The following is a 14297-nucleotide window of genomic DNA, read 5'->3' as shown; positions in this document are numbered from 1 at the left end:
AATGGACTACCAGGCGATGGGTTCGCGATCGCGCCAAAATAACCCACTGGGTGCCCCATCTGGCAACATCGCCAGCCACACGATTGTATCGGCACCCTTCTCCACGCTACGGGGGGCACTCTCCCCACCCATCGCCGTTTTTACCCAACCGGGGCAAACAGAATTGACCAAAATATTGGTGTCCGATAGCTCATCGGCCAGAATACGGGTGATGGCGTTTAGCGCTGTTTTCGAGACGCGGTAGGCCAAAGAGCTACCGGTCATATCCGTCAAAGCACCCATTCCGGATGACACGTTGACAATGCGGCCCCGATCCCGCTGGCGCATCAACGGGATGACGGCCTGACTCAACTGGAGGGGAGCCAAGGTATTAATTTCCAGGGTCTGCCGCACAATCTCTGTTGGCACGTTCAAACCAGTCAGGCCGTTATCGAGATAAACCCCCGCATTGTTGACGAGGATATCAACACCGCCAAACTCTGCCGTCAAAAAATCGACCAATGACTGGATACTGGCTGGGTTGGCGACATCGAGTACCTGAGGCGTCACAGGTAGCCCAGCGCTTTGAAGCGTTTTTGCCGCCGCAATGCCATTATCCTGATCACGACTGGTCAAGATGACATGAATACCATGCTGAGCTAACTGGCGGGCCGTTTCTAGACCAATGCCACGGTTAGCCCCAGTCACAACAGCGATCCGATCGACGGGGGACATAAATTGCGCCTCCTGAAGCGTAGGGTTTCTACATCCAGTTGGAATGCTTCATTCTAAGACAGCTCCCGTAGAAGATGCCGCTGCTTTTTGTTCTTGAGACGCACCTTAGAAGGGCACATCCCAAGAACAAACAGGACTTACGCAAGCCTACTATCCGTAGTGCATTTGTGTTGTGGGTGGGGTGCTTCGCACCCCACCCACAACACAAATGCGTAAGCCCAGACAAAAACAAAACGAAAATTGTTGAAGCTAACTACTCGGTTGGGAGTCCTATTATTATCATTGACCTACCGTCCACTCTGCCGGAATGCCTGTGTCTCCCTCGTCCTCCTTTGCTGAACAGCCTGCTTCTGACCTGAGCCGCGATCGCCGTCTTCCTGATCAACGCTGGCGCATTGCCCCTGCCCAACCTGAACAGGCCCGGCGATTGGCCGCAGCGGTAGACCTGGAACCGTTGCTGGGGCAGGTCTTGCTCAATCGAGGAATGGATACGCCCGAAGCGGCTCAAATTTTTGTGCAGCCCGAGTTACAGGTTTTGCCGTCCCCCCTGGACGAGTTTCCTGATCTGCCCAAGACCTTGGAGCTGTTGAAGGAGGCGATCGCCAACAGGCGCACCATCGGCATCTGCGGCGACTATGACGCTGACGGCATGACCAGCACCGCCCTGCTGCTACGGGCATTGCGGGCCTTAGGGGCCAAGGTGATTCAAGCGATCCCCAGCCGGATGCAAGAAGGCTACGGGATTAACCGCCGCATTGTAGATGACTTTAAACAGGATGGGGTGCAGTTGATCCTGACCGTGGATAACGGCATTGCAGCCGTTGATCCGGTCGCCTATGCCCGAGAACAGGGCCTCACGGTCATCATCACCGACCACCACGACGTTCCGCCGACCCTACCTCCCGCGGATGCCATCCTTAACCCGAAACTGATTCGCATTGATTCGCCATTTCGAGGCGTGGCGGGGGTAGGTGTGGCTTACCTGCTGGCCGTGTCCCTGGCTCAGGTTATGCAGGCGCAAGACATCGCGGCTCCATTGCTGGAACTCTTTACCCTGGGCACCATTGCTGACCTGGCTCCGTTAACCGGGGTCAACCGTCGTTGGCTGCGGCGAGGGCTAGCGCTGTTACCCCAATCCAGACTGGCGGGAGTCAGAGCCTTGAGCCAGGTGGCTGGAGTGAATGAGGGCAATGGAGCGTTGAAGCCTGAAGCCATTGGCTTTCGCCTGGGGCCCCGGATTAATGCCGTCGGACGGTTGGCCGATCCGCAAATTGTGATTGATCTGCTCACAACCGATGACCCTGGTGTTGCCCTCGATCGCGCAATGCAGTGCGAAGAAATTAACCAGTTGCGCCAGCGGTTGTGTGAGTTGATTGAGCAGCAGGCGATCGCCGCCATTGAGGCCGAAAAGCCGGATCTATTGAGCGATCGCGTTCTCCTTCTCGTACAACCTGGCTGGCATCATGGCGTCATCGGCATCGTCGCCTCCCGATTGGTAGAGCGCTATGGCGTACCCGTGTTCATTGGAACCTTTGAGGAGAATGACCCCAGCCATGTGCGCGGTTCTGCCCGCAGTATTCCTGAATTCAACGTCTTTGACGCGCTACAAGCTTGTGCGCCTGTGTTGGAGCGCTTCGGTGGGCACAAAGCAGCTGGGGGCTTCTCCCTTAAAACAGAGAATTTGGAAGAGATGCGACGGCATCTCATTGCCTTCGCCAACCAACACCTGGAACCCGAACACCTGAAGCCATTGGTTAATGTTGATGTGCAAGCCTCTCTTCAGGACATCACTCTGGAGCTGTACCAGCAGATTGACCACCTGCAACCTTGCGGCATTGAAAACTGTGACCCTGTTTTTTGGACACCCAACGTACGAGTTGTGGAGCAGCAGTGCATGGGTCAAACCCGCGCCCATATGAAATTAATGGTGGTGGAAGATGATGGTGCTCCCGTTGCGTTGAAGGCAATCGGCTGGCGCTGGGGCCAGTATTGCCCAGTACCCGGTCGCCTGGATATTGCCTACAAACTTCGCCTCAACGAGTGGAACGGCACCCGCAACGTAGAACTCGAACTCGTGGGCATGCGCCTTCCCGAAGGCTACGTGCCCGAACGCATCCTACAACCTCCAACCCGTTCCCGTGCCGTTCAGCCATCCCTCCCCCTGACCTCCGTCCCGACGCATGCATCCGTCAATTCAGCCATCCTCCAGACTGCCTCCCCCCCACCCCTACCTGAATTGCCCGGCGTCCCCTTTATCTTTAGCCGCCGCCGTTATCAATGCCGTGTCGTTCCTCAGGGCAACAGCCGCGAGTTGCAAATTTACAACGCGGAAGGCAACTTGCTCACCATTTCACCGAAACAAACGACTGGCCGACTTACCCGCCAGGGTAGCGAGGCCGAACTGGTTGACCTCAATCAGCCCTTTTACGAAAATCTGATGCAATCAGCCCTCCATGCCCTGCAACTGGCCGAAAAGGAGGACTGGATAAAAAAAAAGACAGTTTAATTGCTGAAAAGGATCAGCAAATTGCCGCGCTACAGGAGCAAATCGAAACCTTCCGTCGCCAATACCCAGACCCAGGTAGTGTGGGGACGCCGTTGCCGGAACCTCAAGCGGGACGACAGCTATTAGAGACAGCGAACCATCAGGAGGCGATCGCCCAAAAAGACGAAGAAATCGCCCACTTGCACCAGCAGCTCGAAGCCTTGCACCAGGCTCAAGCCGACTTGGCTACAGTCACGACCGAGAGAGAACAGCAGATTTTCGCCCTGCGTCAGAAAAACGAAGAACTGGGGCAACAGCTTCAAAAGGCGTCACAGGCGACGGTCATTGCCGAAAAAGACCAGCAGATTGCGGCTCTCCAGCAGGAAACGGAGGAGCTGTGGCAACAACTGGCGGCAGGAGCTTCGGCAGAAAAGGCGATCGCCGAAAAAGACCGCCAAATTGCTGACCTGCGTCGCCACATCGAAGAACTTCGCCTCCAGCTCCAAGCCCGCACCGAGGAAGGGTCTACTCTCCCTAGCAAAAATCGCCAGATTGCCGAACTTCAACAACAATTACAGGATCTCCGCCTTCAGCTTCAAAACCGTCCCGATCCTCAACGCCAACTCGCTCAAAAAGACCGGCAAATTGCCGAGCTTCAACAAAAACTCGCCGACCAAACTTCAAATTTCATTCGTGAGAATAAGCCAGAGGGCCACAGAAAGGATAGCCATCCACCCACCGTCGCCCCGCCTTCCAGCACCCTCGATCCTGTTGACGTTGAACGCCAGCTCAAGGATCACCTCGGCACTACCGTCTGGTTCTGCCTGGACGATCGCAGCCAGCACGACCTGAGCCAGGCAATTCTGCTACATCAACAGCAGATCCTTCTGCAAGAAACAGACTTTTCAGAGGTGGGCGATCGCCTCTGCGACGTCATAGCCCGTGAAATCATCCAGCCGTTTTTCCAGGCACTCTACGACTTTTTGACGCAGCACAACCGACCACCTGACATTGGTGGTATTTCCCTGGAAGCGAACAAGCAGTACACCTTTGGCCTGCTGCCCTCCCTAATAGCTCCTCAGTGGGAAACCCTGAACGTTTCAGCCTTGCAGGGCCCCGAATTTCCCCCAGACAATCAGCTCTATATGACTGGGGTTCCAGCGCAGCTCGTGGGAGGGGGCGATCGCAACCTCATGCAGCAATTCCTTCACGACTGGGAGCATCCCCTCGCTACCTGGCTACTGGAAGAGGCCGAGGAAGCCGCTAGCTGGATTGATCAAACCCACAAACTTCACGCCCGTATCGGGCAGGATGCCCCCCTTTACGAGTGGCAATACGATCTGCTGGCCTGCTTAGTGATGGGGGATGAGGATTGGTTGGGCATCCTGCAAGCCGTTTATCGGGGGCACGGTTAATTATGACGGCCCTCTTATATCGCCTGGATGGTTAGGACATGCAGTAGGAGCAAAGCTCCTACTGCATGTCCTAACCATCCAGGCCAAGGCTACAAACGCGATCGCCCAGAACAAACTGCTGAAGAGGTGCACAGAATGCACCTCTTCAGTAGTCATCCTCCTGGTTTTAAGCACCTGGGGCTGTAAGAAACCTGAGTTCGAGTTAAGGGCGTTTTCGAGTGCCGCGCGTTGCGCGGCACTCGAAAACGCTCATTTTGGCGTGCGCTTTGCGCACGCCAAAATGAGCACTTCAGCTTATCCCGAACTAAGGTTAAGAAGGGGCAGCAACCGGAAAGGGTCAGGCAGGATGGGTAATGCGAATCATTGAACCATGGGAAGGCACAATCCCCCCCTGAGGAAGCAGCAGGGTAGTGGCCAGAGCCGCTGCTTGCGTACGGATTTCAGCGATCGCCGTTGTTTCCCACAGCTGCCCCCGACAGGCCGTACCGAGGGTGTAGAGCCAGGAGGAGGGTACTCCGTTCCTATTCCTTACAGCCCCATTGGGTGCGGCATCCAGCCCTAGCCGCAGCGCATCTGTGCGCATTAACCCCTGGTGCATGAGCGAGCGAATCAGCGGGTGATGGATTTCCCGATAGTTCGTCTGAGCACCGGTACAGTTGATCACTGCTCCGACCGTCAGGGTTTCTGAATGAGTTTGCCCGCGAGGACGGAATCGTACCACAACCCCTGCATCCGAATTCTCACAGGTTTGTAGCTGCCCTCTATGAAGCTGAAGTTGACCGGAACGACGTAAAGATTGCACCACCTCATACACTTGGGGAGCAACGCGATGGCGATGGCTATCCCAATAGGGGCGCAGATGCCGCAGGAAGCGCCGTTTTTCCTTTAGGGGAAGGTGTTGCCAAAGGGATTGGGTGTAGGGGCGCAGACTGTCAAAGACCGGACGCCAGTCATAGCCGAGGGATTGGGCGATCGCTACTCGCTGCCGTATCCATTGGGTCAACTCTCGCACCGTCGTGGGCAATGTGGCAAGCAAGGTGTCCTCACCCTCCTGAGGGACAACCAACCGCATTGACGATTGGGCGGCCTGCGCTGCACTGGAGATGCGATGCACCTGGGGTAGCAACCCCCGCCGCGAAAGGGCATGAATCGTCCCGGTATAGCCTCGCTGATGCAATGCTACTACCCAATCCACGGCAGTTAAACCCATACCCGCCAGCAGCAACGAGGGTTGGGACAATACAGAATCCAGGGCATCACTCCTCCCTGACTCGATGTAAGACGCACTGTTGTGAAACGCCAGATTATCGATGGGAAGTGAGGCTGGAGGAGAATTCCCTAGAGCCAGGACGACGCGATCGACCCGTAGCCGTTGCCCCCGTTGTAGGTGCAGGGTGGCATAGCGATCACCCACCGAAATCTGCATCGCCTCATCTTGAATCACAGAAATTTGCACATTAGCATGGCGCTGGGCAATGGCGGCCTGGAGTGACGCTTGCACATAGCGCCCAAACCAGTAGCGGGGCACAAAATCTTCAGCCGTCACAGAGGCGAGCCCGGCAACCTCCCGCAGCCAGGTGAGGAAGTCGGGGCGATCGCCCACGGTCCCATCTTCATCATCCATAAGCCGAAGGCTTCCCACGGGCACATTCATGACATGACAATCAAGGGGGCTACTGTAAGCAACACCCTGGCCTACCTGGGATTGACGCTCAATCAAGTAAATCGACAACGGTACCCGAGCCCTTCGCAGAAGGTGCATGGCAACCATGGCACCGCTGAATCCACCACCAATAATGGCGACTGTCGGCACCGATGTGGTCGATTGCTCAAACGCTTCAAACGGCATCATGCGAAATTCCCCTGGTACAGTGCAAAGAACAAAAACGATGCAGATGGATGAGACCTCGACCCGTTAGGACGGATCGGCCTCAGAAGTATCGGGGGGGCTTGCGGGTGTGTCAGAACTCGTCGGTTCGCAGGCTTGCAAGGAAGGAGCCACACTATAGCCATAGCCCGCCTCCTGGGAAGCCCAAAATGTCAGACTACAGATACTAACAACGGTCAACACACCACCTATCAAGAACAACGGAGTCAGCACGGCATTTACCTCCAGAGCACTATCGGGAGCAACCATAGGGGGGCGGGGTTGCCAACTCGGATTTCATCGGCAACCCCACGAGAAAAATTGGCTTAAACGTTTTCCGGATCGAGGCCAGTTTCAATCGGCAGATCAGGCTGAGCAGAGTACTCCGTCCAGGAGCCTTCGTAGACGCGCACCTTGGGATAACCCAGAAGGTGCTTCAGAACGGTGTATTGCAGCGTCGCTTCTCGGCCCGTGCTACAGGAAACAATGATGTCGTCATCGGGAGTAATTCCACGGCGGTCGAGCAGAGCCTGAATTTCATTGAGAGGCTTGAGCTGGTGGAAGTTGGCTTCACCAACCGTAAAGGTGGGCCAGGGTATATTCTTAGCGCCAGGAATATGCCCGTTGCGAATGAACAAGTTTTGCTCACCCGAAAACAGAGCCGGTGGGCGGGGATCAATAATTGTGATGTTGGGGTTGCCAATGGCTTGGCGAATGTCATTCAGGGTTACCCGGGTAGAGGTGTTGTCCTGCACTTCAAAGTTACCTAGCGCATACTGCGGAAACTCTTTAGTCAGGGGTAAACCTGCCCCTTCATAACCTTTGTAGCCGCCATCCAGAACTGCAATCTTGTCGTGGCCGCTGCGCTCTAGCAGGTATGCCACCATGGTCGCCCCCAAGATATTGTTGCCTTCGGAGTAAACAACCACCTGGCTATCCCCAGAAATCCCGGCCTGACGGAACAGGGATTGCAGCTTTTGTTGCTCCCAGTACTGAATAGGCAGACGACCATTAGGACCACGGAAAGTATTGTCTGCAATGTGAACAGCATTCGGAACATGGCCTTGAATGTAGTCCAACGGATTCATGCGCACGTCCAGAATTCTCAGCTGCGGATCGTTTGCATGCTCTGAGAGCCACTGCGGGCTGACGTACTCCAGAGTAGTTGCGGCTTGACCCGATGTCGCTAGCGCAGGGATGAGGGCGATCGCCACAACGACAGACACAAAAAAAGCCGTGAGCTGAGAAATCCAGCGCTTCCAACGGATATTCATAGAGTGAGTTTGCTTGGACTTGTTAGGGGATGAATGCGAGCAGAGGTGAGATTCTGACACCTTTGCTAAAAAATTTGTGGACCCATAGGCCGCAAAAGCAGGAAGGAGGGCGAGGGTGGAGACATCACCCATCGCCTAGTCCGTGAAGTTTTCCAGCGTTAACAATGCATCTTACTTGTATTCAAATACAATTGCAATTCGGACAGATACAATTTGCACTGGGATCACTATCGAAACGAACCTAAGCCCCTATTTGGGTCTACGAGTCTGCATTATGCGTTGGCACAGTTTTTAGCCCTGAAAGCTTTATGGCAATGACATTGCATGCAATGCCACTGCCATAAAGCTTTCAGGGCTAACCCGTTTTCCTATCTTTACTGGAGGGTGCAAGATGTCCTCTTACTCTCCCATGATGTCAACAAAACTACGTCCTCATCCGTTCTGCCAAAATTGGTGAGGTAACGCACGAAGGGTAAACACCGCATGAGCCAGAATGCGCGATTGCAAAGGGCATTGGATGCAGCTAGCGCGATCGCCCGTAACCAGGGGTTGCAATTCGAGCGGGCAATCACCCTGCAAAACCAGAGCAACATCATCGCCCACCTCTCCCCAACACCAGTCGTTGCCCGGGTAATGGGCTCCACGAGCACCATTCGTCAGGGTGATGCGTGGTTCACCCGTGAAGTGGCGATCGCCCAACATCTAATGACCCACGAGGCTCCTATCATTCCTCCCACTACCCTCCTCAAGCCCGGGCCACACTATCACGATGGCTTTATCCTCAGCTTTTGGAAATTTGTGCAGGTTTTACCCGAACCGTTTGACCCCACCCAAGCAGGGCAGGCTTTACGGCAATGCCATACCGCTCTGAAGCACTTCCCAGGAGAACTACCCTACCTCGCTCTCATCCGAGAAGGCCACGAAATTTTAACCAGACTAATTGCAGAATCAACGTTTGCTGAAGCCGATGCCGCTCTCCTTGTGGAGGTGAGCCAATCTCTAGAACCTCGTCTGCAAAACTTGTCCATGCAACCCCTTCATGGTGACCCGCATTCAGGCAATGTCCTGAACACGTCAGATGGAGTTTTGTGGACGGATTGGGAAGATGCCTTCATCGGCCCAATTGAATGGGATTTAGCCTCCCTGGTTGCCGCGCCTCACGTCTTCGGCGTCGATCAGGACAAAGCTGAAGCCGCCCTTCAAGGCTATGGTTCTTTTGACCCAGAGGCTCTCGATCTCTGCATTGAAGCCCGCACCTTGGTGGCTCTGGTTTGGTCAATTATTTTGTACCGCGAACATCCCAACCCTGAGCGGCTACCACGCATTGAACGCCGACTGCAATGGTTGCGCGATCGGTATCAGGGGAGCGATCGCCCCTCATAAACGGCGATCGTAAGACAACTCAAGCCAATAGACACCTGCGCTTCTTGGATAGCAAAAGCTCAGACACCCGAGGTTTCTAAAAACCCCGGGTGTCTCGCATCCAGTCACTAACCCTGGCAATTCATCCGTCGTATCTGCAACCCTATTCGGCCTCAGCCTCATCTGCTGGTTCTGCAACCTCGGCGGGAGCGCTGGGTTTCGATTGATTCAGCTTCTCCATCCGGGATTCTGCTTCTGCCATCAACGCATCAAAGTTATCCAGCATTTCGCCGGGATAGCTCTCTAGCTGCTTCGTCGACAGGGAAATGCGCCGCTTGATATCGTCGATTTCCAAAATGATCGCTTTAATCGGCTGTCCAGCTTTGAATACCGTCTCCACCGAACTCACATAATTTTTGCTGATCTGGTTGACGTGGAGCAGCCCCGAACTGCCATCAAAATCAACAAACACCCCAAAAGGCCGAATTCCCGAAATCTTGCCAGAAATGAGCTGGCCTTCGTGCAAGCGGCCAAAGCTAGCGGCCTGAGACGCATTTCGTTGCGACAGCACCAGCTTACGAGTACTGGAATTAGCTTCCAGAACGCTAACTGTCATCGCTCGACCAATCAGAGCTTCGGGGTTTTCGCGCTCGACCAGGTGCGATCGCGGGATAAAGCCCCGCAATCCATCTGCATCGACCGTCACCCCGCCCTTGTTAACACCACTGACCCGCACCGAAATGGTTTCCTTGGTGTCTTGCATCTCTGCCAGGCGCTTCCACAGGCTCCGTAGCTCTAGTTGGCGGATTGACAGAGTCACCTGACCATCAGCATCCTGATCGCGGACAATCAGAAACTCTCGTTCTTCGTTGAGGGGAACTAGCTGAGACAGATCGGTCGTCTGCCGCAATCCGGCTTCACTAGCGGGCAAAAACGCCGCAGATTTACCACCAATATCGACATACACCCCGTCGGACTCGTAGCTAAAGGGCCGCCCCCGCACGACTTGCCCTTTGCTGAAGTCGTAGAGCTGTTGTTCCAGGGCTTTGGCAAAATCGTCAGAGGAAAAGGACACGCGGACCTCCCATGAGCAGCAATAAGTCTGAACTCCTAATCTAACTCACCAGAGAGGGTTCTAAAATACCTGTGGGATGGATATGCCAACACATCCCTTAGGGTCTGTTTTAAAAGTTATTTTTTTGTGCGCCTCATGCACCCAAAAATCAACCTTTCTAGCCAGTTCTAAAACACACCCGAATCTGCCCTATTTACCCATGGATTGCCTGTGCCGCGACAACGCCTCGATATGCTGATGGTAGAGCGATCGCTCGCCGATTCCCGACAACAGGCCCAACGCCTGATCCGGGCGGGCGAAGTGCAGGTCAACCAGCAGGTGATCGATAAACCCGGCACTGAAATTGATTTAGCAGCCAATATTACGGTCAAGCAGCGATCGCCCTACGTCTCCCGAGGTGGCGAAAAACTCGCCCGAGCTCTCGAAGCTTTTGACATTGCTGTAGCCGAACGCATTGCTCTGGATGCTGGAATCTCCACGGGCGGCTTTACTGACTGCCTCCTACAAAATGGTGCTGCCCAAATCTATGGGGTAGATGTCGGCTACGGCCAGGTTGCCTGGAGCCTGCGCCAAGACCCCCGCGTCATCTTACGGGAGCGCACCAACCTGCGCCACCTCACCGCCGAAGATCTGTACGGCGACGCTCCCCTCCCCGATTTGGGCGTTGCTGATGTGTCATTTATCTCGCTAACCAAGGTAATGCCTGCCCTCTGGGGCCTGCTCCAGGCACCTCGCGAAGTGGTGTTGCTGGTCAAACCCCAGTTTGAGGTAGGGCGAGAGAAGGTCGGCAAAAAGGGTGTTGTACGGGAGGCGAAAGATCAGGCCGAGGCGATCGCCCAGGTTCTCCAATCTGCTATTAACCTGGGCTGGGGTTACTGTGGCCTTACCTGGTCACCGTTGCTCGGCCCCGCTGGCAACATCGAATACCTGCTGTGGCTGCGCATGAATTCTCTCACCCCTCCACCCACGTTGCAGGAAATTTTAGAGCTAACCAAACAAGCTCGACAGCAGCTTACCGAGAATTAGCCCGTGTATAGCGCTACGCACTCAGAACCAGAAAGTTTAGCTTTGAAAAGCTGGCTTGCGTAGCTTTTCAAAATTTAGAGCCCTTATGTTGTGTGGGGTGTGCTTCGCACACCCCACACAACATATAGCGCTGTGCACGTTGGTTAAGTACGGTGATGTGGGGCACGAAGTGCCCCACATCACCGTTGCTGTACTTAACGCACTTGCACATTGCTATAAGGGCGAAGTCCTGAACTTTTTATCGCGGTAGGTTATAGGCAAAAACCTTTGGATTGAAAGCGTTTCACGGAACTGCGATCGCAATTCGGTTCATAGGTTTTGCAAAAGCGGCGGGAGTAACCTATTGCTTTTACAAAACCTGGTTTCATCAAGGGTTCAGTTGTTGTGCTTCTAGTGGGGTGCTATGCACCTCCTTCGAATTACCCAGGCTCAGGCAGAAAGATGAATGAAGCCCCAGCACATCAGGGATGCGATCGGCGGGATTAGGTTTTCCAAACAGGAACCCTTGGGCCCCATCGCAACCGATCGCGTGTAGGAAATTAAGTTGTTGCTGGGTTTCGACGCCTTCGGCCACAGTTTTGAGCTTGAGCCCTTTAGCAAGAGCGGCAATGGTGCGGGCGATCGCCGCATCACTGGAGTCATGACAGGCCTCCCGCACAAAGCTCTGATCGATCTTCAGCGTATTCAACGGGAAATGCTTAATGGCGTTGAGCGAAGAATAACCCGTACCGAAGTCATCTAGAGCAATTTGAATACCTAATTCCTGAAGCAGTTGCAGTGTAGCAATGGTAAATTGCACATCCCGCATAGCAGCACTTTCAGTAATTTCAATTTCGAGATAACGCGGCTCCATACCCGTTTCCTCTAAAATCGTCAGGATTTTGTTGACCAGATTGGCCTGCTGGAATTGTTTCGCTGACAGGTTGACTGCGATGCGAATAGGCGGGAGGCCGAGCGATCGCCATACCTGATGTTGTCGGCAGGCTTCGTGCAGCACCCAATCGCCAATCGGGTTAATCAGCCCCGTTTCTTCTGCCAGGGGAATAAATTGTGAGGGAGGCACAAACCCTAACTTTGGATGATTCCAGCGCAGCAGTGCTTCTAAACCACCCACAGTACAGGTTTGAAGCTGAATTTGGGGTTGATAGAACAGCAAAAATTCATTGCGGCTCAACGCTTTGTGCAGATCGCTCTCCAGCGTCAGGTGCTCTAGGGTACGTTTGTGAATTTTCTCGTAATACAGTTGGAAGTTATTTTTGCCCTGCTGTTTGGCCTGGTACATCGCCATGTCAGCGTGCTTCAGTAGGGTTTCCACATCCTGACCATCATAGGGAGCCAGAGCAATCCCCAGGCTAGCGGTGACATAAAACTCCTGACCATCCAGAGAGAAGGGATCTACCAGATTGTCTAGAACCTGCTGGGCCAGCTTGCTGATATCCTCCGCGGAGGTTAGATGGGGCAACATCAAGGTGAACTCGTCGCCACCCCAACGGGCGATCGCATCACAACTTCGCAGCCCTCGCCGTAGTCGTTGAGCCACCAGCTTCAGCAGCTCATCTCCCGTCGCATGGCCGAGAGTGTCATTGATCGTCTTAAAGCGATCGAGATCTAAAAAGGCAACCCCAAGCATTTCATCCCGGTACTGGGCATCCGCCAAGGCCAGCGCCAGCCGCTCCCCAAACATGAGCCGATTGGGCAACTCCGTCAGGGAATCATGGGAGGCTTGATAGCGCATCAGGCTCTCCACTCGCCGCTGCATCACGGCCATATATAAGTGCGTCCCAATGGCCTGAGCTAGGCGACGTTCTTCCAAGGTCCACTCAGGCGCTTGGTCACGGCGCACCTCCAGCCAAGCATCAAAGGATGCACAGGGTCTTTGATGTCGCTCGTTAGGATAACGCTTACCGGCCCACAAAATCTCCTGGTCGTAACCGTTACGGAAGATTGTGAAATATCCCATGAACTGCCCCTGAAATTCCAGCGGCACCATCAATAAGGAACGAATTTTAGAGGCAGCAAACCCCTGAGCCAGGGTCTTGAGTTGAGGGCTTCGCTGCAGTTCTGCCAGGGAAACGGACCGAAATTTCTGCACGGACAGAGGCTCCAGGTCGCTCCCCTGTATCAAGGGCGACTGACTGGTCTGCCAGGAGGCGATCGCCTCCACCAGGCTCATGCGTGTCAGGGAGCTGCTGGAATAGTGCATTAAACTCTGCCACTGGGGCTCCTCCTCTAACCGCGCGATATGAGGTTGTTCCCCATGCAGATACACTTGCCCCCGAGACTCTGAAGACTCAGGAATAATGTAGAGCCGTCCTCCGGAACCACCTAACGCATTGACCGCAGCCTCTAACACACACTGGCGGGCTTCTTCCGGCGATAGTGGGCAGTGAAGTAACCCACTGATTTTATTCAGGGTGCTTTCCTGAAAGGCTTGATGACGGGCTTGAGCCAGCAACTCAGCCTGGGCGATCGCAATTGAAATTTGATCGACCAGTAACTGCACCACCTGTAAGTCGGGCTCCGCAAAATGACGGGGTTCACTATGATGAATCGCCAGCAACCCCCATAATCGCTGCTGATGCAAGATAGGCAGAATAACAGAAGCCTTGACCCCCATCGCCTGCAAGTATTCCAGGTGGCATGGATCAACCGGGCTGTAGCGTACGTCTTTTTCTTGGGCTCGGCCTTCCGGGTGGGTTGGATCAAAACTGTAAGTTAACCGGCGCTGAGCGGCCACATCCGTAATAACCCGTTGCTGAGCCTGTACAAAGAGCTGGCGGGCCTGAGGTGGAATATCCTCGGCGGGAAAGTGTAGATGGAGGAGAGAAGGCAGCCGATCAGGGCAGAGCGCTTCGGCAACAACCTGCCCTGAGCCATCTGCATCGAAGCGATAAATTTTGACACGATCAATGTTTAGAAATTGCCGGATTTCTTGAGAAGCAGTTCTTAAAATTTCAGGCAATTCTAAAGATTGGCGAATCCGGCTCGCAATATTATGGAGCAGGTGTTCATGGGGGGAAGGGGTGTGAGCCAAGGTAGTTTTCTCACAACAAATGTAATAAGAGACTAGAAGATAACT

At 54.3% G+C, this 14297-nt stretch carries 10 protein-coding genes; 4 read left to right on the top strand and 6 right to left on the bottom strand.

Going from position 1 to position 14297, the window contains the following annotated elements; translation table 11 throughout:
- Nucleotides 1-6: 6 nt before the first annotated feature.
- Nucleotides 7-714, bottom strand: a complete 708-nt coding sequence (locus H6F91_RS10005; RefSeq protein WP_190770600.1) for an SDR family oxidoreductase — start codon at nucleotides 712-714, stop codon at nucleotides 7-9.
- A gap of 307 nt (nucleotides 715-1021) precedes the next feature.
- Here H6F91_RS10005 and recJ point away from each other — a divergent pair, with 307 nt between their 5' ends.
- Together recJ and H6F91_RS09995 are read left to right on the top strand one after the other, a co-directional pair.
- Complete coding sequence (gene recJ, locus H6F91_RS10000) at nucleotides 1022-3220, top strand: single-stranded-DNA-specific exonuclease RecJ (RefSeq protein WP_190770601.1); 2199 nt, start codon at nucleotides 1022-1024, stop codon at nucleotides 3218-3220.
- Nucleotides 3221-3312: 92 nt separating this feature from the next.
- Entirely contained in the window at nucleotides 3313-4614 is a 1302-nt protein-coding gene (locus tag H6F91_RS09995; protein WP_190789306.1) for a hypothetical protein, read from the top strand.
- Nucleotides 4615-4951: 337 nt separating this feature from the next.
- Here the strand turns inward: H6F91_RS09995 and H6F91_RS09990 are convergent, their stop codons facing one another.
- The 3 genes from H6F91_RS09990 to H6F91_RS09980 all read right to left on the bottom strand — a co-directional run bounded on the left by H6F91_RS09990 (nucleotide 4952) and on the right by H6F91_RS09980 (nucleotide 7755).
- Nucleotides 4952-6466: an FAD/NAD(P)-binding protein gene (locus H6F91_RS09990; RefSeq protein ID WP_190770603.1), complete on the bottom strand. Its 1515-nt coding sequence runs from the start codon at nucleotides 6464-6466 to the stop codon at nucleotides 4952-4954.
- 63 nt (nucleotides 6467-6529) lie between these two features.
- Nucleotides 6530-6751 carry a hypothetical protein gene (locus H6F91_RS09985; RefSeq protein WP_190770604.1) on the bottom strand — a complete coding sequence of 74 codons (222 nt, stop codon included), beginning with the start codon at nucleotides 6749-6751 and terminating at the stop codon, nucleotides 6530-6532.
- 56 nt (nucleotides 6752-6807) lie between these two features.
- Entirely contained in the window at nucleotides 6808-7755 is a 948-nt protein-coding gene (locus H6F91_RS09980) for a sulfurtransferase (protein ID WP_190770605.1), read from the bottom strand.
- Nucleotides 7756-8238: 483 nt separating this feature from the next.
- Between H6F91_RS09980 and H6F91_RS09975 the strand changes: the two genes are divergently transcribed.
- The gene (locus H6F91_RS09975; protein WP_190770606.1) at nucleotides 8239-9138 is read left to right on the top strand and encodes an aminoglycoside phosphotransferase family protein; all 900 of its coding nucleotides are present in this window, start codon (nucleotides 8239-8241) and stop codon (nucleotides 9136-9138) included.
- A 142-nt stretch (nucleotides 9139-9280) separates the two neighbouring features.
- On the opposite strand, the gene H6F91_RS09970 is transcribed toward H6F91_RS09975, so the two are convergent.
- Complete coding sequence (locus tag H6F91_RS09970; protein ID WP_190770607.1) at nucleotides 9281-10192, bottom strand: S1 RNA-binding domain-containing protein; 912 nt, start codon at nucleotides 10190-10192, stop codon at nucleotides 9281-9283.
- Between the two features lie 210 nt (nucleotides 10193-10402).
- On the opposite strand from H6F91_RS09970, the gene H6F91_RS09965 reads away from it, so the two are divergent.
- Nucleotides 10403-11218, top strand: a complete 816-nt coding sequence (locus tag H6F91_RS09965) for a TlyA family rRNA (cytidine-2'-O)-methyltransferase (RefSeq protein ID WP_190770608.1) — start codon at nucleotides 10403-10405, stop codon at nucleotides 11216-11218.
- A 367-nt stretch (nucleotides 11219-11585) separates the two neighbouring features.
- On the opposite strand, the gene H6F91_RS09960 is transcribed toward H6F91_RS09965, so the two are convergent.
- On the bottom strand, nucleotides 11586-14252 hold the full coding sequence (locus H6F91_RS09960; protein WP_199307730.1) for an EAL domain-containing protein: 2667 nt from the start codon (nucleotides 14250-14252) through the stop codon (nucleotides 11586-11588).
- Nucleotides 14253-14297 lie beyond the last annotated feature (45 nt).

The organism is Leptolyngbya sp. FACHB-8 (genome assembly GCF_014695575.1).
In the GTDB taxonomy this organism is placed as follows: Bacteria; Cyanobacteriota; Cyanobacteriia; order Elainellales; family Elainellaceae; genus Vacuolonema.
Note: the sequence above shows the minus strand (reverse complement) of the source record. Positions and strands in the feature narration are given on the sequence as shown.

Bases quoted from the DNA above. Each gene is read 5' to 3' on its own strand.
- H6F91_RS09980 (WP_190770605.1), bottom strand. From the start codon at position 7,755: ATGAATATCCGTTGGAAGCGCTGGATTTCTCAGCTCACGGCTTTTTTT.
- recJ (WP_190770601.1), top strand. From the start codon at position 1,022: ATGCCTGTGTCTCCCTCGTCCTCCTTTGCTGAACAGCCTGCTTCTGAC.
- H6F91_RS09990 (WP_190770603.1), bottom strand. From the start codon at position 6,466: ATGATGCCGTTTGAAGCGTTTGAGCAATCGACCACATCGGTGCCGACA.
- H6F91_RS09975 (WP_190770606.1), top strand. From the start codon at position 8,239: ATGAGCCAGAATGCGCGATTGCAAAGGGCATTGGATGCAGCTAGCGCG.
- H6F91_RS10005 (WP_190770600.1), bottom strand. From the start codon at position 714: ATGTCCCCCGTCGATCGGATCGCTGTTGTGACTGGGGCTAACCGTGGC.
- H6F91_RS09985 (WP_190770604.1), bottom strand. From the start codon at position 6,751: ATGGTTGCTCCCGATAGTGCTCTGGAGGTAAATGCCGTGCTGACTCCG.